The organism is Robbsia andropogonis (genome assembly GCF_034047095.1).
GTDB lineage: Bacteria > Pseudomonadota > Gammaproteobacteria > Burkholderiales > Burkholderiaceae > Robbsia > Robbsia andropogonis.
The window spans coordinates 2,246,128-2,271,125 of the sequence record NZ_CP139170.1; the positions used below are offsets into that span (position 1 = coordinate 2,246,128).

The 24,998-nt window shown below is 56.6% G+C and carries 23 protein-coding genes; 8 read left to right on the plus strand and 15 right to left on the minus strand.

The window, feature by feature from the left end; genetic code table 11:
- Window positions 1-66 precede the first annotated feature (66 nt).
- From SJQ66_RS23310 to SJQ66_RS23320, 3 genes are all read right to left on the minus strand, one after another.
- A complete protein-coding gene (locus SJQ66_RS23310; RefSeq protein ID WP_024903035.1) occupies window positions 67-606 on the minus strand; it encodes an A24 family peptidase in 540 nt (179 codons plus the stop codon).
- A 128-nt stretch (window positions 607-734) separates the two neighbouring features.
- A complete protein-coding gene (locus tag SJQ66_RS23315) occupies window positions 735-944 on the minus strand; it encodes a Flp family type IVb pilin (protein WP_024903036.1) in 210 nt (69 codons plus the stop codon).
- Window positions 945-1,142: 198 nt separating this feature from the next.
- A complete protein-coding gene (locus SJQ66_RS23320; RefSeq protein WP_236693500.1) occupies window positions 1,143-1,355 on the minus strand; it encodes a Flp family type IVb pilin in 213 nt (70 codons plus the stop codon).
- Window positions 1,356-2,048: 693 nt separating this feature from the next.
- Between SJQ66_RS23320 and SJQ66_RS23325 the strand changes: the two genes are divergently transcribed.
- The 3 genes from SJQ66_RS23325 (at window position 2,049) to SJQ66_RS23335 (ending at window position 6,826) form a co-directional block, all read left to right on the plus strand.
- A complete protein-coding gene (locus SJQ66_RS23325; protein ID WP_320534603.1) occupies window positions 2,049-3,836 on the plus strand; it encodes a collagen-like triple helix repeat-containing protein in 1,788 nt (595 codons plus the stop codon).
- Between the two features lie 262 nt (window positions 3,837-4,098).
- Window positions 4,099-5,805: a ShlB/FhaC/HecB family hemolysin secretion/activation protein gene (locus SJQ66_RS23330; RefSeq protein ID WP_082102675.1), complete on the plus strand. Its 1,707-nt coding sequence runs from the start codon at window positions 4,099-4,101 to the stop codon at window positions 5,803-5,805.
- Window positions 5,806-6,091: 286 nt separating this feature from the next.
- On the plus strand, window positions 6,092-6,826 hold the full coding sequence (locus SJQ66_RS23335) for a TetR/AcrR family transcriptional regulator (RefSeq protein WP_024903041.1): 735 nt from the start codon (window positions 6,092-6,094) through the stop codon (window positions 6,824-6,826).
- A 140-nt stretch (window positions 6,827-6,966) separates the two neighbouring features.
- On the opposite strand, the gene SJQ66_RS23340 is transcribed toward SJQ66_RS23335, so the two are convergent.
- The gene (locus tag SJQ66_RS23340) at window positions 6,967-7,677 is read right to left on the minus strand and encodes an alpha/beta hydrolase (protein WP_024903042.1); all 711 of its coding nucleotides are present in this window, start codon (window positions 7,675-7,677) and stop codon (window positions 6,967-6,969) included.
- A gap of 315 nt (window positions 7,678-7,992) precedes the next feature.
- On the opposite strand from SJQ66_RS23340, the gene SJQ66_RS23345 reads away from it, so the two are divergent.
- A complete protein-coding gene (locus SJQ66_RS23345) occupies window positions 7,993-8,820 on the plus strand; it encodes a formate/nitrite transporter family protein (protein WP_024903043.1) in 828 nt (275 codons plus the stop codon).
- 32 nt (window positions 8,821-8,852) lie between these two features.
- Here the strand turns inward: SJQ66_RS23345 and SJQ66_RS23350 are convergent, their stop codons facing one another.
- The 6 genes from SJQ66_RS23350 to SJQ66_RS23375 form a co-directional block, all read right to left on the minus strand.
- Window positions 8,853-10,289, minus strand: coding sequence for an aminotransferase-like domain-containing protein (locus SJQ66_RS23350; RefSeq protein ID WP_024903044.1), 1,437 nt, complete (start codon window positions 10,287-10,289; stop codon window positions 8,853-8,855).
- 164 nt (window positions 10,290-10,453) lie between these two features.
- On the minus strand, window positions 10,454-11,032 hold the full coding sequence (locus SJQ66_RS23355) for an invasion associated locus B family protein (protein ID WP_024903045.1): 579 nt from the start codon (window positions 11,030-11,032) through the stop codon (window positions 10,454-10,456).
- A 292-nt stretch (window positions 11,033-11,324) separates the two neighbouring features.
- Window positions 11,325-12,644 (minus strand): NAD(+) diphosphatase, encoded by a 1,320-nt coding sequence (gene nudC / locus SJQ66_RS23360; protein ID WP_320534604.1) that lies wholly within the window; start codon window positions 12,642-12,644, stop codon window positions 11,325-11,327.
- Between the two features lie 124 nt (window positions 12,645-12,768).
- Window positions 12,769-13,977, minus strand: a complete 1,209-nt coding sequence (locus SJQ66_RS23365) for an MFS transporter (RefSeq protein WP_082102678.1) — start codon at window positions 13,975-13,977, stop codon at window positions 12,769-12,771.
- Window positions 13,978-14,199: 222 nt separating this feature from the next.
- Window positions 14,200-14,676, minus strand: a complete 477-nt coding sequence (locus SJQ66_RS23370; RefSeq protein ID WP_157684989.1) for a DUF3293 domain-containing protein — start codon at window positions 14,674-14,676, stop codon at window positions 14,200-14,202.
- A 258-nt stretch (window positions 14,677-14,934) separates the two neighbouring features.
- Complete coding sequence (locus SJQ66_RS23375) at window positions 14,935-15,981, minus strand: SDR family oxidoreductase (RefSeq protein WP_024903049.1); 1,047 nt, start codon at window positions 15,979-15,981, stop codon at window positions 14,935-14,937.
- A 107-nt stretch (window positions 15,982-16,088) separates the two neighbouring features.
- On the opposite strand from SJQ66_RS23375, the gene SJQ66_RS23380 reads away from it, so the two are divergent.
- The gene (locus SJQ66_RS23380) at window positions 16,089-17,072 is read left to right on the plus strand and encodes an AraC family transcriptional regulator (RefSeq protein ID WP_024903050.1); all 984 of its coding nucleotides are present in this window, start codon (window positions 16,089-16,091) and stop codon (window positions 17,070-17,072) included.
- On the opposite strand, the gene SJQ66_RS23385 is transcribed toward SJQ66_RS23380, so the two are convergent.
- The 5 genes from SJQ66_RS23385 to SJQ66_RS23405 all read right to left on the minus strand — a co-directional run bounded on the left by SJQ66_RS23385 (window position 17,064) and on the right by SJQ66_RS23405 (window position 22,180).
- Window positions 17,064-17,495, minus strand: a complete 432-nt coding sequence (locus tag SJQ66_RS23385; protein WP_024903051.1) for a YeeE/YedE family protein — start codon at window positions 17,493-17,495, stop codon at window positions 17,064-17,066. The genes SJQ66_RS23380 and SJQ66_RS23385 overlap by 9 nt on opposite strands.
- Window positions 17,496-17,503: 8 nt before the next feature.
- Window positions 17,504-17,935, minus strand: coding sequence for a YeeE/YedE family protein (locus SJQ66_RS23390; RefSeq protein WP_024903052.1), 432 nt, complete (start codon window positions 17,933-17,935; stop codon window positions 17,504-17,506).
- Between the two features lie 12 nt (window positions 17,936-17,947).
- Window positions 17,948-18,259 carry an ArsR/SmtB family transcription factor gene (locus tag SJQ66_RS23395; RefSeq protein WP_036009349.1) on the minus strand — a complete coding sequence of 104 codons (312 nt, stop codon included), beginning with the start codon at window positions 18,257-18,259 and terminating at the stop codon, window positions 17,948-17,950.
- A 325-nt stretch (window positions 18,260-18,584) separates the two neighbouring features.
- Window positions 18,585-19,028 carry a cyanase gene (gene cynS, locus SJQ66_RS23400; protein WP_024903054.1) on the minus strand — a complete coding sequence of 148 codons (444 nt, stop codon included), beginning with the start codon at window positions 19,026-19,028 and terminating at the stop codon, window positions 18,585-18,587.
- A 422-nt stretch (window positions 19,029-19,450) separates the two neighbouring features.
- A complete protein-coding gene (locus SJQ66_RS23405) occupies window positions 19,451-22,180 on the minus strand; it encodes a TonB-dependent receptor plug domain-containing protein (protein ID WP_024903056.1) in 2,730 nt (909 codons plus the stop codon).
- Between the two features lie 1,025 nt (window positions 22,181-23,205).
- On the opposite strand from SJQ66_RS23405, the gene SJQ66_RS23410 reads away from it, so the two are divergent.
- The 3 genes from SJQ66_RS23410 (at window position 23,206) to SJQ66_RS23420 (ending at window position 24,914) form a co-directional block, all read left to right on the plus strand.
- On the plus strand, window positions 23,206-23,766 hold the full coding sequence (locus SJQ66_RS23410) for a MotA/TolQ/ExbB proton channel family protein (protein ID WP_320534605.1): 561 nt from the start codon (window positions 23,206-23,208) through the stop codon (window positions 23,764-23,766).
- A 66-nt stretch (window positions 23,767-23,832) separates the two neighbouring features.
- Window positions 23,833-24,252 (plus strand): ExbD/TolR family protein, encoded by a 420-nt coding sequence (locus tag SJQ66_RS23415; protein WP_024903058.1) that lies wholly within the window; start codon window positions 23,833-23,835, stop codon window positions 24,250-24,252.
- Window positions 24,253-24,266: 14 nt separating this feature from the next.
- Complete coding sequence (locus tag SJQ66_RS23420) at window positions 24,267-24,914, plus strand: energy transducer TonB (protein WP_320534606.1); 648 nt, start codon at window positions 24,267-24,269, stop codon at window positions 24,912-24,914.
- Window positions 24,915-24,998: the final 84 nt, after the last annotated feature.

Here is a 24,998-nt window from a genome sequence, read left to right on the forward strand (position 1 = left end):
ACTCGCATCATTGGCCTACCCGTTCGCCATGCATCATGCACCCACCAACAACCCACGCCATCCACGTCAAAGCCACTGCGACAACGCCCACCATCCCGCCATGCCGCCCATCCCGAGATACGCCGCATAGGGAATGCCTTTGCGCCCCTCACGCTTGCGCGTGACGTAATCCGACACCCACTTTCGTCGCGGGGAAGGCACCGCCAGCGCGGTCCATCGTGATCCACTTTTCACCGTGGCAAGCATTCCAGACAAATTGGGGCTGGCTCTCCAACGAAGCACGATCACGCCATGCAATCCAGCGAGCAGGCTGCCAATCACCCATGCCGCGATAAAAGCCCGCGGGCCGGTCATCAACCCCAACAGTGCCGCGAATTTCACATCCCCCGCCCCCATCAAGCGCATTGCATAAAAAGGCAACGTACATGCGGCGGCAAGAAGAAATCCGCCCCCCGCCTGCATCCAACTGGTTGCATACGGACTTGATGCGGTGAGCGCGCATTGCATCGCAACGCAGACAATCAAAAAAGGATTTGGTACGCGACGCGCAACCAAGTCCCATATGATCACTACCAGACAGACGAAGAACAGCAACGGAATCTGCATCACCCGGCAACCTTCGCATCAACGCAAATCGCAATTGCACGCTTCCGGCCCTCTCGTCTACCGCCACGGTCATTAGGTCATCATCGGCACCGTGATAACCGGGACGGAAGGCGTCCTTCCGCCAGCGGTCAACTGCCGGAGGGAATCTTCCCACTGAGATTCGTGAAAAGCGTGCTCAGTTTCGTGCCCAGCAGGGTCACCGCCACGATGATCGCCACGGCGATCAGTCCGGCTATCAAACCATATTCGATCGCGGTGGCGCCGGTTTCGTCCTGCGCAAATTCCTTCACTCGCGCTACCGACTTGTCCGTGGCTCGCTTCAAAATTTCAAAAGACATGATTCACCTCGAGTCGACTTGGCGCCATACCAGCACTTGATCGCCAGCAACAGTCACCAAAACAGAAAAAATAACCACCCATCAACTTCTCACTGCACACACCTCGTCCAGCGACGTCTTCCCGCTCTGCTCACCGCGCCCAAACGATCGCCTTCTCTCCGACCGTATTCACGAGCAGCAGCACACACCAATCTGAAATCAGCTACCTGCTTTTGTGGCCTGCGCATCGACAGTGGAAGCGATGCTAGAAAACATCGTGCTTAGCTTCCCACCCAACGTCGTCAGCGCGACGATGATCGCGACGGCAATCAATCCCGCAATCAATCCATATTCAACCGCGGTGGCACCATCTTCATCGCGACCAAACGTTTGAATACGGGCTTTCACTAATTGAACCTGCGCTGCATTCATCGTCGCCACCCTTTAAGAGAGATTTATTCTTATCAACCGCGCAAGGAGGCGGCTTATTCGCCTTTATTCAACCAGCATGCCGACACGCTTCCCATCCAAGCATGCGAATAGTAGTAAATTTTTACCACTTTCACACAGCGATTCGATTCCACTCACGGTGAAAATCAAAAATGTGAACACAACCTTAATTTGCCATACCCGATTGAACATGGCAACGTTTCTCGCAATGCGATCTTCAAACGAAGGGTCGATATATGCGGAATACAACAAAACACTGTAATCATCAAGAAAGGAATGTAAATTTTGTGAAGCAACGTTTTATCTCTTTGTTTTTTAATGATATTATTTTTATAAATCGTTCTTTTAATTCAATTTTCTTATTGCATAAAATGACTATACATATATAGTCATTAAATAAAACAACCGTTTGAATGAAACGAACAAACGACCACAATTAAATACGACGGAATTTGCGATTTTGTTACGTCGTCACGTTACGACTCGACTTAGAATGCAGGTAACAAGACGTTACCGTTACACCACAAATTCCAATTCAATATTTAAAAAAATCTTTCAAGGCCTTTGTTTTTCTCGTCTCCTCGGCTAATCTAAAAATGAAACAACGCCTCGCGAAATTGCTGGTATCGGAATTGCATTACCGGGATGCGGAAACAACTTCGACGGAGAAAAACCGTGCTATACCAACATCGCATCTTCCAAAAAACACTATTCGCGACTGCCGTGACGGCGCTGTTGACGTTAGGTGCCTGCGCCGGCAGTGGGACCGTCGGCAAGGCCTCCACCGGCAGCGGCACGCAGACCACGGGGAGTTCCGGTACTGGCGGTGCAGCAGGTACTGGCGCGAATACGCCAGGCAGTGATGAGACCACTACCGCAACCAACGGTTTGGCGACGGTTGCCCGCACATCCGGCAATGTCGTGACAGGCGTGGGCAGCACGGTGTCGTCTCTGGGGAGTACTGTCGACAATGCCGCTGTACTGGACGGGACGCTCGCTACCAACGGCGTCGACAACGCGGCTGGCACTGTCGTCGGTGATGTCGGAACGACGGTAACAACGATCGGTTTACGGCTGTCCAATGGACTGGGGCAAATCGGTTCGTCCACTGATCCTGTCGGCGCCACCGTTGCGATCGTTCCCGCGACCGTGAACAACGCCGCAAGCACGGTAGGCGATACGGGTGCACTGGTCGGCAGTCTTGGAACGGGAAGTCTGGCGGGTCTTGCGCCGATTACCGCAACCGTCAACAGTACCGCCGGTACAACCGAGGGCCTGATTGCCAATGCCGCGACGTCCCTGGACAACATTGTCAGTACTGGCGGGATCGAGAATGTGACCGCGGGCGTATCCAGCGCGATTACGCCAATCACAATGTCGTTGTCCAGCACGGTCCAACAGACCGGCGATGCACTCGGCGTGGGCGGCCCATTGACAAACGTCTTGACGACAGCAGGTAACGCGGTGTCGGCTGCGGGAACGGCTATCGCGGGCGGCACGACTGGGACATTGTCCAGCAGCCTCGGTGGTACCGTGGGTCAAACCGGCAATCTGGTTACTGGCATTGGCACGCTGTTTAGTACAGCGAATGGAACAACCGATAGCAACGGTACGCTGACGACGTTGCTTGGCCCGGTCACATCCGTGGTTTCCGGATTGGCGGGTGGCACAGCCTCGCCGTTGTCCCTCGGCGGTGTCGACCTGACGCCAGTCACGACGACCATTGCCGGTGTAGGCAACACCCTGGGCAGCGCGGCGACGGGTGTTTCGGGGGCGACAGGTACCGGCTCCCTGGCAAGCACCATCGGCTCGGTGACGGCACCGGTATCGGTGCTGTTGTCCGATCTGCCTGCTGCCCTGTCCGGCAACGCCGGTAGCGGCACGACATTATTAGCGCCTGTCACGACGATCGTGGCCGGTACGGCGAACAGTGCAAACAACGACGATGCAGACGAACTGCTGGCGCCGGTTACCTCCCTTGCGTCCAACCTCACCTCCGGAACGACGGCGGGAACGCTGAGCCCGGTTACCACGCTTGCGTCAAATCTGACCTCGAGCGCCGGCGGATTGAGCAGCATCGTCTCCGGGGCGACCTCGGGCGGCACGGCCGGCTCTCTTACGGGTGTCTTGACGCCCGTCACGTCGCTCGTCGCAGGCGTGACGTCCAGTACGGGATCGACTGTTGGCACCACGTTGAACAGCGTGGGATCGACGCTGAACAACACGCTGGGCACGGTGACCACGTTGGTGCCGGTGACGACGGTGGTCGCCAGCGCAGGCGCATCGATCTCGACCAGTTCGGGAGCAAGTGTCGTATCCAATGCGGTATCCGGTATCAACGGTGTTGTTGGGGGCTTGACAAGCGGATCGACAGCCACAGCCACTGGAACGGGAAGCACCACGACGGGCAGCACCGGCATTGGTGGACTATTGAACAGCACCGGCGCGTTGTTGCGCCATTGAAAAGTGGTTCCGCAGCGATTGCGCCGCGGTCACATAGAAGCAGAAGAAAGCAGAAGACTATCGCAGGTCTGCGTGGTCCGTTGGTTCGATCGACGGCCTGTCGCGCCGAAGCGTCCTCCAGGGCGCGTCGGTCATCACGTACCGCGAATGCATGCACGCCGTGCGCTTAATGTAGTAATTTTGCCCACAGATGCGCCGGGAACCTTACAATAGGATAACGTCGATTGCATTCGCGGAAACGTCGTTGGGTCAACACCGACACATGACATATCGCTTTTTGCCTTGCCATGCCGCGTACGCGTCCGTGCTGTTGACGGGCATCGCATACTTTTGCGCAGTTGCGCTGCCTGGCACCGCACAGGGACAAGCCCGTGGCAATGGATTGCAGAGCCTGCCGCGGGTCGCGCCACCGTCGACACCGAAAGTTAATGTCACGGTTGACACAACGGAACCCGATACGATGGAAGGTTTGCTCTCGAAGACAATTGTGCCAAAGTCGATTCGAATCGAAGGGGTGAAAAGCATTCCGTTCGAAGAAGCGTCGGCCATGTTTTCCGGCTTTGTCGGAAAATCGACGACCGTTCAGCAATTGATCGAGGCAGCGAACGCGATCACGAAGCGCTATCAGGATCGTGGTTTCGCATTGTCATTTGCCTTCGTGCCAGCACAGGATTTCGCAAACGGCGTGGTTCGCGTGGTGGCGGTCGAAGGCTATGTGTCCAAAGTGACGATAGAAGGTGCGATAGGGAATGCCGAAAGTCACCTGCGCGCCATCGCGAACCATCTCGTAAATCAACGACCTTTACGGCGTGACGCGTTCGAACGGTATACGGCGCTTCTTGGCCAGATTCCCGGTTTGAAAGTAGCCGCGAATATCGCACCACCGCAAAATACCGACGGCGCGACCGAGCTGAAGCTCAGCGTCGTGCGACAGAAGATTGGATTCACCACCGGCGTCTCGTTCAACCAGCCAGGCATTCAAGGGCTATTTACGGTCTCGGAGAATGGTTTGCTGTCCCTCGGTGAACAATTAAGCATTTCCGCGTTGGCGCCACGTGGAAGAGATGGCCAGACATATTACGGCATCAACTACACACAGCCTCTTGGCAGCGACGGCCTGACAGCGAAGATCGATGCATCACGCTTCGCGGGCGAGCCGAGGACAACGCCCGGACTACCGTCCAGCGTACATCGTCGTACCGAGCAGGATCGCATTGGCGTCTCTCTCGGCTATCCCATCATCCTGAACAATACACGCGCATTGACGGTCAACGGGTCCGCCTATGCGGTACGCAACGACGACCGCTATTCCGCGGATACCGGCGCCTATGTCGGGTTGCGTTCACAATCTCGCGTGCTGCAAACGGAAATCGTCTATACCGAGAACCGGCCCAAGATGTCAAGACGGGTCAGCATGACGCTTGCGAAGGGACTCGATACACTGGGGGCATCCAAGGAAGGTTATACCAACGTCATCGGCGCGGTGGTACCGAACCCGGTGGACCTCGATTTCTTCCGTGTGGGTGCATCAGCCATGCAGAACAATCAATGGCCGCTAGGATTCGCGACCGTTGTTTCCGCGACAGGTCAATATAGCGGCCAGGCGCTCCCCGCAAGCGAACAGATCACCTTTGGCGGCCAACGTTACTCCCTGGCATATCAACCAGGTGAAGCCGCCGGCGACAAAGGCTGGGGGGTGTCGATTGAACTGAATCGATCATTTAGCTATACCGCCCGGTACCTGAAGACCTGGATCCCGTATGCCTCCTACGCCATCGCGCGCACCTATTTAAATGCGCCAAACTCGCTGCCGCTGGACCTGCAGTCGCTGGCGCTGGGCTTTCGGGTTTCCGATAGCCGTTTCTATTCCCTCGACCTGTCGGTGGCGCAACCCGTGGGCGACAAGCCTTCGGGCAGCAGCCACCGCAGCCCGCGCGTCAACGCAACGTTCTCCTATCAACTGGACTAATTATGAGAAAGTGGTACTGTCTCGATATGCTGCCATCATATGACCTGCTGATTCGTTGCTGCAAATGTTTGCGCAGGTGACATTTCACCGTCGTTCACAGATGTTGGCGGTACGCATAGGGCCATGTATGTCACCATGGCTGATGGATGAATGTGCGCCGCAGCAGCTCGTATTGCTTTAATTCCTGTAGTCCGGCAAAAAATCGATAACGCGAGAAACGTGACATCGCGACATCGCAGCCGGGCCAAAACAGATCCACATGTTGCATTCATTCGAGAGGTAAGCCATGGATCGCGTATCGAGTGACGATTCGTCCAGAAACACGAAGGCCCGCTTGCTGGATGCCGCCGAGCAGTTGTACACCCGCTCCGGCCCGGATAGCTTGTCCTTACGTGACCTGACCGAGCATGCCGGCGTCAATCTAGCCGCGGTGAACTATCACTTCGGCTCAAAAAACGCATTGGTATGCGCAATGGTTGCGCGGCGCCTCGATGTCATCAACGAGTTGCGCCTTGCCGAACTGACCCGGCTTGAGTCAGCGCTCGGCGACCAATTAAGCAGCGAGCATGTCATGACCGTGCTTGCCAAGAGCCTGATGCAAGATACCTTTGACATCATCGACTCCCCTGATCAGCGCGATTTCATGATTCGCGTGGGCACGGACCTGTCACAACCGCTGCGCCAGTTCCTGACACAGCGTTATGCGCACGTCGAGTCACGATTCGTCGCCGCATTTTGCCGCAGCACCCCCTGGCTAGACGCCGACACGGTCCGATGGCATCTGAATACGTTAGCATTTGCCCTACCCGGTGTAGGACTGAATGCCAATACCATGATGATGATCAGTCAGGCCGTCAGCGAGCAAGGGATGTCCAAGGTCAATACCTTGTGGCTCCTGGCTTCGACAATGCGCACGCTGCTCGGCACCCGGGAAAACCTTCAGGATACGGCACCACAGGCCTCGGTCCTGGATGCCGTCTATCCGGTAGCGGTGCCAGGCCAGGCATTGGTTGCGGCATAAGGCTCATCTGATCTTATGTGACGGATGCACCGCTTGCCAAGTCAGCCGACCCTGGTAAAGGCGTACACGCCAATGGCGAATTGAAAGGCGTGTCGGAGCGACGCTGGGTGCCAGCCCCGCTCCGTGCCGACGCTTTCAAACTAGCCCAGGCGTTCGATCAGCCACGCACCAATGTCCGCGATCTCGCGTGGATGCACCGAATGCCCCATTGGATAGGTTTCCCATCTGAGAGGGTGCCCGGCATCCCGGACGATTCCGCATGCTCGCTCCCCCAACGGCATCGGCACGACGGCGTCATCGCTGCCGTGTGCGGCAAAAACCGGTGTGCTTTCGCTTCCTGAGCGACCTTCCTCAGCAATGATCGAGGGTATTGGGACATAGGTCGACAACGCCAGAATGCCACCGAGCGGCTCCGGATGCGTCATGCCCGTGGTGTATGCGATGGCACCGCCTTGCGAGAATCCCGCCACGATGATCCGCGTCGCCGGAATGCCACGCGCCTCCTCCCGCTTGATCCACGCCCTTACTGCATCGCGCGAAGCACGGACGCCGGCTTCGTCCGCGTGCCGCTTATCGTCGTCCACCGAGACAATGTCATACCACGCTCGCATCACATGCCCGTTGTTCCAGGTCACCGGCATCCGGCGTGCATGCGGAAAAATAAAGCGTACGGCCAGATGTTCGGGTAGCCGCAGTTCCGGCACGATCGGCACGAAATCGCTGCCGTCCGCGCCAAGACCGTGTAACCAAATCACGCTGGCGCCCGGATTCGCACCGGTTTCAATCTCGATGGGGGGCTCATGGTCCAGCGACGGCGATGCTGCGGAGTCGGAATGGGCGGAAGAGGACATCGGATAATGCTCCTGGTCAATAGTGGGCCGCGCACCGGATCGGTAGCCCTGTTACGCGCATTATTGCATCAGCTCGCTTGCCTCATCGCATTGGCAAAACTGTACCCAAATGCTGCTTTCAATTCTTACAAAATAACAAAAATAGAGTACAGCCATGCCTATTGGCGTCCATTACAGCGTTGGAATCTGGCAACCACGCCGCATTTGCGCACGCCATCGCCTCAAGAATGAGACTGCGAGCATTATGATGTGCGCCAGATTGACGCACCCCCAACGGCGCGACATAAGCGCCGCAGTCCCTGGAAGAACCCCATCATGTACGCAGAGACCATTGATAAATTTGCCAAGACGGGCGCGGACAAAGTCGCGCTGATTGCCCGCAACCCGCTCGCCTATCTGATCGGCGCCGCCATGGCCGGCGTCTATATCGGCTTCGGGGACATCTTGATGTTCAGCGTCGGTGTTCATGTGGACCCGGCATATGTCCATCTCGTCATGGGCGGCGTGTTCGCCTGCGCCCTGACATTCTGCGTGTTCGCAGGCTCGGAGCTTTTCACCGGCACCGCGATGTATATGCCGATCGCAATGCTGCGTCGTCAAGCATCGCTGGGCGGTGTACTCGCTGTCTGGATGGTTTGCTGGATCGGCAACTTGGTTGGCGCAGTGCTCCTGGCAGCTATCCTGCATACCGCTGGCGGCGGCGTGCTGTTGACCGACGGTGCTACCGGTTTTTACAAGGCCGTCACGCTGAAAATGTCCGCGCCGGGCAGCGTATTGTTTGCAAAAGGCGTTCTATGCAACTGGCTGGTATGCCTGGCCGTCTGGATGGCCGCGAGGACAAGCAGCGATGCGGCAAAGCTGGGCGTCATCTTCTGGGCGATCTTTGCCTTCGTCGCCAGCGGCTTTGAACACAGCGTTGCCAATATGTTCATCTTCGCGCTGGCGTTGATGGGAGACCACCCGATCGACGTAACGCTGGGTGGTGCCATCCACAACGAACTGTTCGTTACGCTGGGCAATTTGGTCGGTGGCGCGATATTCATGGGTGCTGGCTACTGGCTACAAGACATCCGGCAAGTCGCCTCGGCCAGCCAAAGCGACAATGCAAAGACGGTTGCACAATCCGGCGGCAACGTACGCTAAACCGATTGCCCCGATGGTCCGTCACGCGCGTGTCACACGTTGGCCGCCGACGACTGTACCATCGCCTGCACTATCCGGCCGAGCGCGATCACGGCGTGCTCGATCTGCGGATTCCAGGCATAGCTGTAATTCAAACGAATAAAATTACGATAGGCCCGCGTGGTCGAGAACATATAGCCGGGCCCCAACGTAATCCCCGCGCGCAGCGCACGTTCGTACAGGACCATAGAATCAACGGCCGGGGGCAACTCGATCCAGAGCACATAGCCGCCCTGCGGCGTGGAAATCCGGGTCCCCTCCGGAAAGAAACGCCGCACGATTGCCGTCATCAAGTGCGATTGTTGTCGATACTGCGACCGCACGCGCCGCAGATGATGCTCATAGCCGTCCTTGCGCAGATACTCGGCAAGTGCCTGCTGCTGCACCGATGACGTCGTCAGCGTATTGAGAAACTTCAGCTTTTCAACCTGATCGCGAAATCGGCCCGGTATCGCCCATCCCACTCGCGCGGTAGGTGCCAGACTTTTCGAGAACGACGAGCAGTGCAGTACCAGGCCGTTTTGATCGTAATGCTTCAACGCACTTGGATGAAGTGTGCCGAAATATAACTCCTGATACACGTCGTTTTCGATCAGCGGCACGTCGAATTGCGCGCAAAGCGCGACCAGCGCCCGCTTGCGCTCATCGCTCATCTGGAATCCCAACGGGTTCTGGAAATTCGGCATCACCATGCACGCCGCGATACGCTGCTGCGCCATTGCAAGCGACAACGCCTGAAGGTCAATGCCATCGTTGGGATGCGTGGCCACCTCCAGCGCCTTCATGCCCATCCGTTCGATCGCATGCAGCATGGCGTAAAAAGTAGGCGATTCCACGGCAATCACATCGCCGGGTTTGGCAACCGCCTGCAGGCAGAGGTTGATTGCCTCCGTCCCCCCTAACGTGATGACGATCTCGTTCGGGTCGACGACCATGCCGTTCTCGAGATAGCGCCGGGTGATCTGCCGAATCAGTTCCGGGTTGCCTGGCGGCAGATCATCGATGATTCCGGCACCCGGATTACGACGCGCAAATGCATGAACATAACTATGAATGCGCGACGACGGGTAGAGGGTCGGATCGGGATAGGGTGACCCCAATGGCACGGCACTACCGCTACCGATCGAGCGCAGCGTCGACAGCACCAGACGGCTTACATCAACCGTGGCAGAAACGGCGATCGGCGCGCTGGAGCGGAGTTGCGCGACAGGCGGCGCATCGCCTTGCCGGCGGACGAAGTAGCCGGACTGGGGCCGGCTATCGATCAACCCGCGGCTTTCGAGCAGCAAGTACGCGCGGAGCACCGTAGTAATACTGAGGCGATGATGTTGGCTCGCTTGCCGCACCGAGGGCACGCGCTCACCAGCCGCAAACACACCCCGACGGATCTGCCCTTCGATATCGGCAGCCAATTTCTCGTAGAGTTTCAAGCGCTATCCTTGCTGCCGACGATCTCCGACCCTCCGCATCATACCGCGCGCCAAGATTCACGACACACCGCCATCGGCATGGGCGCGAATACGCGAATCGATCGCCGTGGGAAAGCCGCCGGGACATGCAAGAAAACGGCGCACCCAAGGTGCGTGCGCGGTACTCAGGTCTTCGACAGGGTCACCGCCCGGTCCACTGCGGGTGCAAGGCCCTGCAACGGCACCGTGAACAGCATTCGGCGTCCGTCCGTCGCCGCGATCGCGACAAGCCTGATTGCCGTGCCGGAGCGCAACATGCTCAAGGTCTTTGCATCCAGACGCAACTGCACCACGCATCCTACCGGCAAACAGGTCTGGAATCGTGCCGGTGCGCCGCTGGGTGCGTTGTCGATCTGCACCGCGACGCCGCGATCGAGTACGAGGCCGAAAGGCATCAACAACGTGGCGGCCGTGTCTCCTCCGCTGGTGGTGGAAGGCGCCAGTTCAAGCGTTACCACCCGTTGCTGTGTCTTAGGATCGACTTGCGTCTGCGACACCACACAAGCTTTGGCGCGCTGCTGGCCCTGGGTTCGGTCCGCACACGTGACGGCCCAGTCACCATGCATTTCCTTCGATGCCCCAGCGCTTACCGTTGCACTGGCCTGGGCATTCGCCGGCGGTGCCGACAGAAAGCCCAACGACAATGCCGCGACGCCGATTCCCGCCCATTGCCTCACACCAACCAGATGATGCTGGATTGCCATGTTCCACTCCCTAGAGCGCACCCTCCCATTTGCGAAGCGTGCGGAATCGTTTTCTATATACGCGTGGACAAAGCGGACATGTTGCCTGCGGATTTCCCATCATCACGTTGCTTTCAGGAACTCGCGCAACTGCGCAGTGCTCAGCGTGTTCGGTGATCATGATAAACCGGGAAACACCCAGACAGTGCACCCCGCGCGACAATCACACGTTAATTACTGGAAAAATCCGGCAAATACCATCTAAACACGTTATTTTGAGACAAACGTTCGAACGCCATTGCGGCGCTATGCGTCAATCAAGCAAACCATCCACGAAAGCGCGAATCAGCGTCGCTGCAATTGCGTGGGGCTGCGGTGTCTTCAACTGCCGCGGATGCGTGCCGGCCAGCATGTCTCGCACCTCCTCGCGGTTGAACCACCCTGCATCCTCGAGCTCGTTATGGTCGATGCGTAACGTCGTACTGGTTGCCACCGCCGCGCAACCCAGCATCAACGAGCCCGGGAAAGGCCAGGGTTGCGACTTCAGATAGCGCACTGTCCCACATTGCACGCCGGCTTCTTCGCGCACCTCCCGTCGAACCGCGTCTTCAATTGTTTCACCCGGCTCGAGGAAGCCCGCCAACGCAGAGTACATGCCAGGCGCGAACTGGGGTTGTCGACCCAGAAGACACCGCGGAGCCTCCGGAGAAGAGCGGTCGATCACGATCATGATCACAACAGGGTCGACACGTGGAAAATGCAGGGCGGCGCAAGTCGGGCATTCACGGCGCCAGCCCGCCGCCGCCACGCGCGACGCGCTCCCACAACGCGCGCAAAAGCGATGCCGTACATGCCACTCCAGGACCGCCTTCGCCTGGGCGATCATGGCCAGTTCCACGGACGGGAGCGCACCTTGCGTCGCGAGCGCCCGAAGCCCGACGGCACGCACGGTCAGCGTATCATTCGCCGCGGCAACATCGCTCGCCGACTGCGGCGTTATCGGTAAGCCAGGTGAGGTAACCAATACCTCACGCACCGGCCACGTCAACACGGTCTCGGGAAATGTCACCGGGCGGGGACGGATTTCTTGCGACTCGATATCGGTCGTCGCCACGTCCGCACGTTGCGCAAACCACGGCACCCCGTTCGAATCGATGCCGAGCAGGACGCTCTCTTCATCCGCATTGGCATGATCGCGCGCCGCGGTACCAAAACCTGCATTGGACAGTATCCGCACCACGGTCTCGTGCAGTGCATAAGGCGTACCGGCCGTCATGTCTCCGGATGCAATGACATCGGCCGATGTTATTCCGACACCATTTTCGAGATGTATGGTCTGCACCGAAACGGTTTCCGGCGCCGTTGCACTGCACGGCGGGCTTGCTTCATCCACCGGTACGTGTGTGCCGGTCCATACGAGCGGCGCATCGGCGGCGAACAGGACGATACGCGCGCGGGGATCACGTCTCAAGGCGCTGATGAAAACGAGATCGTCCCGACGCTCAGAGCATCGATCGAGAGTGTTGCCCGTGAAACCAGTTTCGAGTGCTACCACGGGGTCATGCCAGATATCATGCGTCGCGACCCTTGGCGCAAGGTCTGGCGCCGGCGTCTTTGCGCTGGTGTCCGACATCGTCCCTTCTCCCTTATGAAACGTCATGGTACGGCGTCGCGAACAGGCAAACCGTGTTGAGCTGGCCGCCGCGGCCATGACGTCGACTTGTGGTGGTTTGCATCGGTTCCGCGTACACCGGGCATTATGACGACTGTGCCGTAGGCTGGCGATGCGCCGATGCCGCGGCCACAAGACCCAGCAAGGCGCAGATGCCGCCGATCAGGAACACGACCGCATAGCCGGCATGGTCGGCGAGCACCCCTGCGACCGGACCGGTGGCACCGTACGCAATGTCCTGGAATGCGGCAAAGCCGCCCACGGCGGTGCCTCGCAACTGCGGCGGTATCTGCTTGACCACGTCCGAGCCCATGCCAGGAAAGACCATGGAACAGCCAAGGCCGGTCAATAAGGCACCGACCAGCGCCACTGCGGGGCCCGGCGCACTCCATATCAGAAACTGGCCGCACGCCTCGACCACCAGGGAAACCATTGCCACCCGCGTGCCGCCGATACGGTCCGGCAGATTGCCACACAGCATTCGGACAGCCACGAACCCAACGCCGAATGCAGTCAGGCCCATGCCTGCATAGGACCAACCTTTTTGCTGGAAGTACAACGAAATGAATGCACCCAACGCGGCAAAACCAACACCCTGCAGCCCAACTGCTGCGCCGGCCCGCCAGATGCGCCCGATGATCCGCCAAAACGGTTCTCGCGTGCCGGACTGCGGTGCAACGCCTGGCACCCCCTGCACGAGCAGCAGTCCCAACAATGGAAACAGAATCGCAGCCACCATCACGCCGCCAAAACCGCACACATGATATAAGCCCAGTCCCAGCGGTCCGCCCACGGCGAAAGCCCCATACATGCCGGCCCCCATCCAAGCCATTACCTTGCCCGACCGGGGCGTCCCCATCAAGCCGATGCTCCACCCCAGCATGCCAACGAGGGCGAAGCTTTCACCCACGCCAAGCAACAAGCGACCTGCGAGCAGCACGATAAAGCCAAGGGTATGCGGAAAAACCGGCGCGACAGATAGCAGACAGATACACGAAGCAGCGCTGTAAATCCACAAGCCGCGTTGCATCGTATAGCGACCGCCATGCTGATCCGCCAACCGGCCAGCGATGTTTCGGGTAAGAATGGTCGAGAAAAACGCGATGCCGACGGCAAGCCCACCCAATGCATTCGACAGGTGCAAGCTGTGTACAGCATAGGCAGAAACGATCGGCAATGCCGAAGCCACCGCCAGATATGACAAGAACAAGACGACGGTCAGTCGAAGGACCTGGGCCGGCGCGCGGTCGCCGCCGGCTGGCGCTGATGGAGAGGAAGTGGCACGGGTGGACAATTGGACAATCCCTTATGAAGTGCGTCCAGAGGACAAGCGGATCGCGGGAGTCCGGTGCGACATCGCACGCTTCAATGCGAATGCGTGACAAGCCGTCCGCAAAACAAAAAAGCGCTCACGCATCCACACGCCCCCGGCCGCCTGACAAGACGACAAGTTGCGCGTTGGTTGACGTAAACGCTTACGATGGACTGCGTCGATGCATCCCACGGCAGAAGTGTATCAAAATTCACGCAGCAAGGCACCGCCTCGAAAACGCGGATGCAACACCAATGCCGGCGCCTTGCCGTGCTCGACCCAGACCGCTGCATTCTGATCCCATTCGGTCATCAATCGATCCGCCAGCAGCACCGTCGCGTCCAAGATGAAAACGCTCTCCTCTGCCGGCCACTCCCCTGTCTCGTCGGCACCCATCGCTGGCAACCATCGTAGGTTTCGCTGTTTCATGCCGTGAATCAAGCCCGCGTGGCGCGCCGCGTTATAAAGGACCGACAGCGGGCGGCTGCGGGGATTCCAGGCACTGATGAAAAGACCGTACTTCGCGTCCTGCGTGGTCAGCAAGCCGTCCAGCGCCGCGCTGCGCTGACCGATGCGCATGATGACCGGTTCAGATAGCAGGATCCGGTAGTCTGTTCGACAATAAGCATCGAGCAACGCCGGGGCCAGACTGACGTCGGCGCCAAGGTTTTTGTCTGTCAACAAATCCGTCGCCGCCCATTGGTGCGCCGGGCTGCTTCCGCTAGTACTCATATGGATGACAACGTAATGCACATGGCACGATGTCCCTGGCAGTAAATGAAATCATTTCATTATACAAAATATAACGACATCGTCGGCATGCCGACCCATCGACGCCTCTTGCTGACCAAGCGGGCTGGTTGCATTGCACACGGCGAGAATGGCATCTGTCCCTCAACGACTCGTGCCGCATAGGATGAAGACATCAGCGCGGCCGGCTTATGCCATATTTTTTGAACCCTGTAGCAGACCTAGCCGAATAAGGCTCTCCGCCGCCGCGACAATGGCCTCTTCCGGTGAACGCGGGCGCCATCCGAGCAAACGCTTGGCCTTTTCACTCGTGGCGTTCATATTCACGCCAAGCAGCGGCACCATCCCTTTCAGCATTGCATTGTTGAGCGCAGCAGCGCGTACGAACCTATTTGATAGCAGCCGTGTTGATACTTTCGCGGCTGCATCGCCCATCCGGTTGCGCAACACCTTTGCGACATCGACCATCCACATGCTCTCACCAGAAATAGCGAGAAAGCGTTCGCCGTTAGCGGCAGGATCAGTCATGGCGCGCAAATGCAAGTCGGCGACGTCCCGCACATCGACAAAGCCGGAATTGATTTTAGGGCATCCAGCCTGACCTTCCATCAAACTCGTTATCAATCTGATGGAGTGCGAGTAATCAGGGCCAAGCGCCGGACCCAGAACCGCGACAGGGTTGACGACGGATAGCTCAAGCCCACGCCCTTCCTCAGCGATGAATGCCCAGGCAGCCCTTTCCGAAAGCGTTTTGGATTTCTGATACGGGGCAATGTCGCCGCGAAGATCGCTCCAATCCGTTTCATCGAAAGGTCGACGGTAGCTTGGTTTATGTCCTACGCCAATCGCGCCGAAGGCAGAGGTGAGCACCACTCGCTTGACGCCGGCATCCCGCGCCGCTCGTAACACACGAAGGTTGCCATTCACCGCGGGCATGATCCAATCGTCCTCATGCACCTGACCGCCAGAGGGTGTCGGTGACGCGCCATGCAACACATAGGCGCACCCGGCGGCAGCGGTTTCCCAACCGTCATCGGCACACAGATCGGCGATGACAAAAGAGAGGTAATCACCCGACTTCACGCCGCCGGCCCGCAGATTCTGCCGCACTTCTTTTTCCCGCGCCGGCGCACGAATCGTGGTCCGCACGGGATAGCCGCTATTCAAGAGCGCGAGAATGCAATGCTGCGCGATGAATCCACTTCCACCTGTAACCAATACTGTTTTTTCATTCATAAGATTTTCTCGAATTTTCCTAGCCACTAGCCATCCGACCACGGGCCTCGGCGATGCGGTGCCTTGACAAGCAAGAGAGAGCGTAAAACCCAACATTCGGATTGTGAATGCTTGAAAGTGCGAATTACTTGTGTAAAAGTACGAGCATGCGCATCGATCCTTTTTCCGACATTCTCAAATTCACAAGAGTCGAATCACTCATAACCGGTGGTTTTACGGCCGGAGGCGCATGGGCCATCCGCTTTCCGGCGCCCGACAAAATCAAGTTTTTTGCCGTGGTGAAGGGAAATTGCTGGGTGCGCATCGAAGGTGAAGCGGCACCGATGCATTTCAAGGCGGGAGATGTTGGTCTTCTGACCGCGAAACGCGCTTCTGTCCTGGCTAGCGACCTGGATCTTGCTCCCATTGATGCAATGAGCGTGTTCTCCGGCGCCGGCAAAACGACCGCAACATTGGGGGATGGCAACGATTTCGGCCACATCGGAGGCCACGTCTTGCTCGACCCGACAAGCGGCAGACTGCTTGCTGATGTTCTGCCGCCATGGATTCATGTGTCGGCGGCATCGTCGCAGGCAACAACCTTCCAATGGCTTCTTAGTCAGCTCGTCGAGGAGCGCACGGCGGATCTGCCCGGTGCGCAGCTTGCGTCGGCGCAACTGGCGCAACTGCTATTCATCCAGGTTCTGCGAGCGCACTTGAAAACAGCTTCCCCCATGCCAACAGGGTGGCTAGGCGCAATAAGTGATCCGCGTATCGCGCCAGCACTCAGATTGATGCATGGCGATCCGGCGCATTCATGGCATCTGGGTGAACTCGCCAAGGCATGCGCAATGTCCCGAACGACGTTCGCTTTTCACTTTAGGACAATTGCAGGCGTCGCACCACTGACTTATCTGACCGAATGGCGCATGCGTCTTGCCGAACGTGCCTTGAGAGACGAGAACACGCCGATAGCGATTGTCGCGCAATCGCTTGGCTATACATCAGAAAGTGCTTTCAGCCATGCCTTCAAACGCGTAACAGGCCGTTCTCCCAAAGCATGCAGGGGTGCCACGCGGAATGCCGAATCTACCGCGCCGGCGTCAGACTGATTGCGCTCTGATGATTATTCGGTTGAGCACGGCATATAGCCACATGCCAACCAACATCGAAACAACAAAAAATGCGGGCTTCGGGCCGCCCTGTACAAGCGATGCCAGTGCCGGTCCCGGACAGTAACCCGCCAAACCCCAACCAATACCAAATACGAGCGCACCGAACACAAGGCGCCGATCGATCCGCGTGGCTGTAGGCAAGTGCAGTGCGTCCCCCAGGATGGCCCTCGGCCGTTTGAGTACAAAGGGAAACACCAGCGAGCCAACGGCTACCGCGCCGCCCATGACAAAAGCAAGCGATGGATCCCAGTTTCCAGCCAAGTCGAGAAAGCCAAGCACCTTCGCAGGGTTGCTCATTCCCGACAATATAAGTCCCAAACCAAACAACAGGCCGGCAAACAACGCCATGAACACTTTCATTTTCGCCCCTAGCGTACAAAATGACGAACGATGTAGACCGTGACGAAGCCAGCAAGCATGAACGCGGCAGTCGCCACCATGGAACGCGGTGAACGGCGCGACAGCCCACACACACCATGTCCGCTGGTGCACCCTGATCCATAGCGCGAACCCACCCCTACCAGCAGTCCCGCCAAGATGATGACCGTATTGCTGGCCGACACGCGTACTTGCGGCAGAGGGCCGATGCAAGAAAACACGAGTGGTGATATCACCAGGCCCGCGACGAATGCGATGCGCCAGAGGTTATCGCCACGTGACGGCTTCAACAAACCGCCGACGATTCCACTGATGCCGGCGATTTTTCCGTTAAACGTCAAAAGCAGCGTCGTTGCGAATCCAATCATCAGGCCGCCCGCAAGCGCCGACCAGGGCGTGAAATCGTTCCAGTTGATCGTCATTGCCCAGGACTCCTATTCTTTTGGACAGTAAAGCTTATCCAGCAACTGCAACACGGCCAGCGCTTCATTACTGGTGATACTGTAGAAAATCTGCTTACCGCTGCGATGCGTATGGACGAGCTGCTCCTCGCGTAGCACGGTCAGTTGTTGCGACAGCGTGGGCTGCCGGATGCCTGTGACTGCCTCCAATTCGCTCACCGAGAACGCGCCTTGTGTCATCTGGCACAGTAAGAGCAAGCGATCGGTGTTCGACAATACCTTCAACAGCCTGCATGCTTCCCCTGCTGCTGCTTGCAGTTTCAGTAAATCAATTTGCTTTGGCACGGCACCGAGTAGTCCATTAAATCGCACGATTTCTGAAAACAATATACATCAAAACAATATATGTTTCAATATTTTGTTAGCGCCCTGCTGATGACTATTGATCACGCCACGCTGAAATCCAAACGATTTTTCGGTCTTTTACGGAGCCCAGCAAAGGAATGACATCACTTCGCTATAGGGCTGACGATGGATACACGCTGGCCGGACATTTTCATGCGATTGGAGCAGGCTCAACGGCTATGAAAGAATCCAATGCCTGTTGGTGCCTTCGAAAGCCAGGATAGCGAGGCATAGGATGTCTCACGCGCCTTCCTCGACAGGAAAATCAATATTGCTTGTAAGGCAGGAATTTGCCGCTGAGGGCGATACTGACACGGTCGCCATTCGGGTCAGGCTGGCGCTGCAGATCCATCTTGAAATCAATGGCGCTCATGATGCCGTCGCCAAACTCTTCATGAATGAGCTCCTTGAACGTCGTGCCATACACATTGACCAACTCATAAAACCGATAGATGAGCGGGTCAGTGGGTACAGACGTCAGCAGCGAGCCTTTGTAGGGCGTCACGGTGAGCCATTTCGCTTCCTCCTCACTCAGCCCGAAGATATCGGCAATAATGAACGCCTGGTTTTTGTCCAAAGTCATCTGACCAAGGCAGGCCGCCGTGACCCACTCCTTGCTAAGTCCCACTTTCTTGGCCACGTCGGCCCATTTGATGTCCTGCGCCACCTTGGTGGCAATGATTTTTTCGGTAACCGCGAGACGCGTCATTCGGCTTTCTCCCATGTCATGTCCGATCCGAGACCTGTGGCCGCAACCGGTTCTTGGTGGTTGACGATACGTGTGATGCACGATCGTATAACGCGAAATCAATACAATCAAATTATTGGATGGATTCCTGCGATCGAACACACGATCCGGTTCACCGTTTGTACGGGCGATGGCGGGATGACGCTGAATCGCAGACACCAACCTGCTGCCTATCAGCAGCGGCGCGGGCCGTGAGAGGTCAATTCAGCAATGCCTGTGAAGGGTTGCTTGCTGTTTCGGTGATCTGTCGATCTCTGGCAGGCAAGCAACGGAGAACGGAGGCCGAAGAAATGATGCCTCATAAAATAAATGCAACAAAATGGACCGTGAGATTTTCTCCTTATCAACAAAGTTAGGAACAACGGGGCAAGCGCTTGTCGTTATCAAAAACGATAGGTGGCACCTATCTGGAACGTCCGTCCGATGTCGGTGTAGAGAGACTGGTCATAGCCAGTGTAATAGGGATAGCCTTGCCACTCGACGTCAAAAGGCGGCTTCTTGTCAGCTAGATTCGTGATGCCGCCATAAATGGTCCAGTGCTTGAAACCGCGATACGTCGTGACCAGATTGAACTGGCTATACGATGCCACTTGTTTCGTACCGGGGTCACCGTACTCCTCGGCAATGGCATTGGTGTAAGGCCCCGTATATTGCCACGTCAGCGTGGTGACGAATCGTTTGAATGCCCATGTCAGCGTGGTCGTGCCCTTCCAGCGCGGGTTACTGGCACCGAAAGGTTGATTCAATGCGTAGTTGTTCCCGGCGAAGTCCTGGACAGTGCCATCGGTGTTGTGCAACTTATAGTGCCAGACGTAGGCCCAATCGGCAGCAAGGGTGAACACACCGGCCGGGGAACCCATGGTTTCGCGAAAGTTCATATCAAAGCCATCGGTGTCCAGCGATCCCAAGTTGACGAATGGCTGATTGATATAAGCAATGGCGCCGGTCGATGTGCGTACCACTGAATCCGGGTTGTTCGCAACGATCACGGCTTCCGGGTCGGCCGTGCCGATAACGTTATCGATAACCACCTTATAGAACGCGGCCCCGATATCGGTACTCCGGTTCGGCGACAGTTCGAATCCGAGGTTGTAGTTCTTCGTGCGCTCCGGTTTCAGGTTCGGATTGCCGTTGGTCTGCTCGGTCGTGAACGAGGTGGCACCACCACCTGGCGCATAGGGGTCGTACAGGTTCTGGTGACCGATGTATGTGGCTTGGGAGTTCTCGACAAGTGTGGGGGCACGGAAGCCGCGCGAATAAGAAGCGTACGCCGTGATCGCCTGCACGGGCTGGAAACGCAGCGCGAAACTCGGTGAGAAGGCGCCGCCGAAGTCACTGTAGTGATCGTATCGGCCCGCTTGGGTAAACACAAGGTTCCGCAATAGCGGAATCTGCGCCTGATAGAACAGTGCCGCAACGTTTCGCGAACCATCCACCGTTTGAATTTCCGCAGGGGCGACGATGCCCAATGACGAGTACGTCTGGGCATTGATCGTATCGCTTTCGTGGCGAAATTCGGTTCCCAGACCCAAGCCGACGTCACCCATGGGCAAGTGAAACAAATTCGTTGTCGACGTGGTTGCCTGGATCGAATCGACCTTCGAAATAGCCTGTTGATAGTCATTCTGGAACAGGCCGTTTTCGCCATTGGGCGTCAGGCTTGGATTCTGAAAGTCAAGTGTCCCATTGTTGATGATGCCGTTCAGGGCCGCGACATTGAACTGATTGTAATATGTCGTGTCGACAACGCTTTGCGAGTGCCCCGCATCGACGTTCCAATCCCAGTCGCCCGCCTTCGGCAGCGAATAGGATCCTTTCAAGCCTGCCGACGTCTTCCAGAACGTTGAAACCGTGTCGTTGCCAGTGATGGCGTTTGGAAAGGTGTAGTTCAGCGTCGACGGCACCCCATACGGGTTGTACGGATTGCTGGCCGGCACGACACGCGAGATCGGTGACACCGAGTTCGTGGCGGGATCGTAGGCATTGGTCGAACTCGTCAATGACTGATAGCCGCCCCATTGAAGCGTTTCGTTACGGCTCGCCCACACATCGACGTAGGCTTGCGTGGTGTCATCAATGCGGAACGTGCCTCGCGCCTTCGCATTCAAACGTGTTGTAGACGGCATCAACGACACCGCTTGGCTATTTTTGTAGGAGCAAGATGCACCGGACGTCAGTGCTGACGAACTGCCCGGCGGGCAGGGTGACAAGGCGGCAGTCGAACCGTCCGGCAAAGTGAAATAGGATGCACGCTGGTTCGGAGGAGCATTCGAGCCGCCAGGGTATTCGCTGAAATCACCGTTCGCCGTCATGTCCCGGTCCGCCAGCGAAGAGCCCGAGTCGCGATACCAGCTTGCCGCACCAGTGAAGTTCCATCCGTCGGTGTTGACATTGCCCTTACCCGCCAGCACGCTGAAGTTGCCTACACCATCACCGGGATGTTGCGCTTTACCGAGGTTGCCGTCGATTTGCAAGCCTTGGAAGTTCTTTTTCGTAATGATATTGACAACACCGGCAATTGCGTCAGATCCGTATTGGGAGACGGCGCCAGTCTTCACCACTTCTATGCGATCGACCATATTCAAAGGAATCGAATTGATATCAAAGAAGGTATCGGTGAAGTTGACGGCCTTCGCATAGTTCGCCACGCGTTGTCCATCAACCAGCACAAGGGTGTACTTCTCGCTCAGGCCCCGGAGTGCAATGCCGGCGCCTCCAGGCGCCGTCGTACTGCTCGTTGCTTGCGACCAACTGCTCGCGGAATTGGCCGACATGCTGCGCAGATAGTCTGCCACTGTCGTATAACCCGAAGCTTGAATCTCTCGTGCCGTCACCGTTTGTACTTCGGTACTCCCGACCTTGTCAGATGTCCGAATCAATGACCCTGTCACTTGTACGGTCTGGAGCTTGCTGACAGGCGTGGATGTTGGGGTGCTAGCACTCTTCTTCGAAGCCGGTGTGCCACTTGTCGCATCGGTGGTACTGGTGTCGGTGCTTGCCCCAGTCGCGGGAATAGCGGTTTGCGCATACGCAACCGACGTCATTGCAGCACCAAACAGCAATTCTGCGTAGAGAATGCGTTTGATCGCCGAAACCATTTTCTTCTGTCTCACGCACCACCCCTTCTGATGATCTGGCAATTTTTGATCGTCCCCCAGCCTGACCACTTCATAGCGCATGAACGCGACCTGACGGCGTTCGCGTCCGTTTTAACCCTACTAGTGCAGGGTAATTCGTGAACGCGAATCGTGATTTGCTGGATGAACGCACACTTGGCATCCCTGCTTTCTCGACCGCATCGAGAGGATGCCGATCCCGGAATTGGTCGCATCCAGAGCATGAGCTGTGCCATACAGCCCTCCAGCGATCTGCAATCCTGATCACTTGGCGTAAATTTTTTTGAGCTAAGTAAATGAAATATTTAGTTATATAAGGTTAGAAATATTTTTTTAGGAAATTCTTCACAAGACAAATAGGAACGATCTTTACCACGAACCAATAATAATAAAAGATGGTTTAGTAATTTCATATTGATATACTCACTGATATCTCAGCACTATTTTGTGGCGTAATAATTTTGTAAAAAAACCAACCATAACTATAAAAGAAGTAAATTTACGCCTGCAACGCTTTCATTGAAAAACATATGAAAGTTTTAGGCATGACAATAAAATAATAGGAAAAACTTATATATATACTTGATAAGTATATATATTTTTACTTTACGCACTAGTAAAAAGTTGTACTTTTCACTACCTCAGTGCATTTATTGATGTAAGCATTGGGATGCACCAAAACAGAATCAACGAATTCGCATTTATCGTTATACAATTGATTACAATTTGGTCAAAATCATCGCTTTTTCGCGGCAAAAGAATTTGCTTGATCAATATATCGAATTCGTATTCGCCACCACACCAAGGACTTGCATTATTTGAAAGGATAGAAAGAGATATGAAAGTAAGAAATCTGGCACAGACGATGCTTTAGACGGGCACCAGACGATGCTGTCTATTCCCGTCGTTCGTTGACGTGCGATCGATTTTGGTTCGCATTCAATCTGACTTTGTCCTAACCGGAGTCCGCAGTGCTGCAAACCTTGATCCAGTATTCCGCCCAGTCGCTGGGCTTGATTCCCGTGCTGGCGCTGATCTTTTTGTTAGGAGTCGCCGTCATCATTGAACGACTTGCGTTCTTCTCGCATGCTGTTTTCAGCGGCAAAACGATCGAACACGATCTGAAGTTACTCAGCGAACACAATACGGAAGATGCAGAGAAGCTGGTCGCGCACTATGCGCGTTCGGTGCAGACGGAACTCTTGCGCTCGGCGATCAAGATGAATGGGCGCACGGAAGAAGCTGTGGAACGCGAAATCGAAGAAACCATCATGTTTCAAATGCCCCGTCTTGATCGCAATCTGTGGATCCTCGATACCGCCGTCACGCTAGGGCCATTACTCGGCTTGCTCGGAACGATTTTCGGGATGGTGCAATCTTTCAATGTACTGGGTGCGAGCGGCACGGCGAACCCGAATGGCGTGACGGGCGGCATCGGACACGCATTGACCGCAACAGCCTGCGGTCTCTTGATCGCGATCGTCTGCGTGATCTTCTTGAACTATTTCAACAAACGTATCCGCATGACGGTCAATCAGTTTGACTTGATCAAGTCGATGCTTGTCTCTCGCTTTTCTGTGTGAATGCACGACGTTGCAAAGGCACCCCTGCGATGCAAAAGCCGAACCATTGAGATAGAGAGGCCGTAGATGCGAAATCACCGCAGTCATTACCTGGGCGCGGAAGAGAAGGCAAGAATCGAGATCATTCCGATGATTGACATCATGATGTTTCTGCTCGTGTTCTTCATGTTGGCAACACTGAAGATGATTCAGGGTGCCGGTATCAAATTGGATCTTCCCCAGTCAAGTACCGCTCAGCAATTACAAGAAACCGTCAAAGTGTCAATTGGCGTTACCAAGACAGGCGGCCTCTTTATGGATGGCAAACCAGTTGATGCAGTTACGCTTAATACGCAACTAAAGTCTCTCGAAGCAACAAACAAGGAAGTCGACGTCGCCATCGCTGGCGACGAAGGCGTCGATTACAAGAAGATCATCGGCGTGATGGACATCGTACGCACCGCCGGAATCAGCTCGGTCGCCTTGGTTACTAATCCGGCTCCATGAGCCAATTGCATACCATGACCGACTTGTCCAAGATAAACGGCAATCGACTGGGCGGCGCACTTTGGGCGTTGCACGCCGAGGCGACAAGGCCCAATCACCGCACGATGGTCCTGGCGGTCATCGGCGCGATGATTGTTGAGGGCCTGATCGTCCTCGGCGTGTCACATGTCCACGTCGTGCCACCGCCGGCACCGCGGACGATGCGCGTGACCATGCCACCACCACCTCCACCCGTAGTCAAAAAGCTGGAGCCGGCGCCGACGCCCGTGACGCCGAAACCGCCGTCAAAGACGCCCCCGGCCAGACCCGCGCCGGCCCTGAAGCCCGCCGTAATACCGGCCGCCCGTCATCCCGCGGTGCACGCCCCCCCCCTGGCCACCGCTCCGGCCTATGCCGCGCCGACGCCGCCAACCGCTGCGGCGGCACCGCCCGCGCCACCGACCCCTACCCCTGTGGCGGTACCGACGCCGACGCCGGCACCGCCCGCCTTGCATGGCGTGGTCGACGGGCGCGGTCACTGTCAGTCCGTTGAACCGACGATTCCCAAGGCTGCGTTGCAGCGCGGCATCTCGTCGGACGTTACCGCACATCTGACCATCAATCCGGATGGCAGTATCGGCAATGTCACAATAGTGCGCGCCTCGCCTCCGACAACGTACTAAATGCAATAGGCTCAGACAAAAAAGTTACAGCATCCCCTGGCGGCGAGATTTCGCTCGTCGCACATTTAAAAGAGCGCGTCCTGC

Bases quoted from the DNA above. Each gene is read 5' to 3' on its own strand.
- SJQ66_RS23310 (WP_024903035.1), bottom strand. From the start codon at position 606: ATGCAGATTCCGTTGCTGTTCTTCGTCTGTCTGGTAGTGATCATATGG.
- SJQ66_RS23315 (WP_024903036.1), bottom strand. From the start codon at position 944: ATGTCTTTTGAAATTTTGAAGCGAGCCACGGACAAGTCGGTAGCGCGA.
- SJQ66_RS23320 (WP_236693500.1), bottom strand. From the start codon at position 1,355: ATGAATGCAGCGCAGGTTCAATTAGTGAAAGCCCGTATTCAAACGTTT.
- SJQ66_RS23330 (WP_082102675.1), top strand. From the start codon at position 4,099: ATGACATATCGCTTTTTGCCTTGCCATGCCGCGTACGCGTCCGTGCTG.
- SJQ66_RS23335 (WP_024903041.1), top strand. From the start codon at position 6,092: ATGGATCGCGTATCGAGTGACGATTCGTCCAGAAACACGAAGGCCCGC.
- SJQ66_RS23340 (WP_024903042.1), bottom strand. From the start codon at position 7,677: ATGTCCTCTTCCGCCCATTCCGACTCCGCAGCATCGCCGTCGCTGGAC.
- SJQ66_RS23345 (WP_024903043.1), top strand. From the start codon at position 7,993: ATGTACGCAGAGACCATTGATAAATTTGCCAAGACGGGCGCGGACAAA.
- SJQ66_RS23355 (WP_024903045.1), bottom strand. From the start codon at position 11,032: ATGGCAATCCAGCATCATCTGGTTGGTGTGAGGCAATGGGCGGGAATC.
- nudC (WP_320534604.1), bottom strand. From the start codon at position 12,644: ATGTCGGACACCAGCGCAAAGACGCCGGCGCCAGACCTTGCGCCAAGG.
- SJQ66_RS23375 (WP_024903049.1), bottom strand. From the start codon at position 15,981: ATGAATGAAAAAACAGTATTGGTTACAGGTGGAAGTGGATTCATCGCG.
- SJQ66_RS23380 (WP_024903050.1), top strand. From the start codon at position 16,089: ATGCTTGAAAGTGCGAATTACTTGTGTAAAAGTACGAGCATGCGCATC.
- SJQ66_RS23385 (WP_024903051.1), bottom strand. From the start codon at position 17,495: ATGAAAGTGTTCATGGCGTTGTTTGCCGGCCTGTTGTTTGGTTTGGGA.
- SJQ66_RS23390 (WP_024903052.1), bottom strand. From the start codon at position 17,935: ATGACGATCAACTGGAACGATTTCACGCCCTGGTCGGCGCTTGCGGGC.
- cynS (WP_024903054.1), bottom strand. From the start codon at position 19,028: ATGACGCGTCTCGCGGTTACCGAAAAAATCATTGCCACCAAGGTGGCG.
- SJQ66_RS23415 (WP_024903058.1), top strand. From the start codon at position 23,833: ATGCGAAATCACCGCAGTCATTACCTGGGCGCGGAAGAGAAGGCAAGA.
- SJQ66_RS23420 (WP_320534606.1), top strand. From the start codon at position 24,267: ATGACCGACTTGTCCAAGATAAACGGCAATCGACTGGGCGGCGCACTT.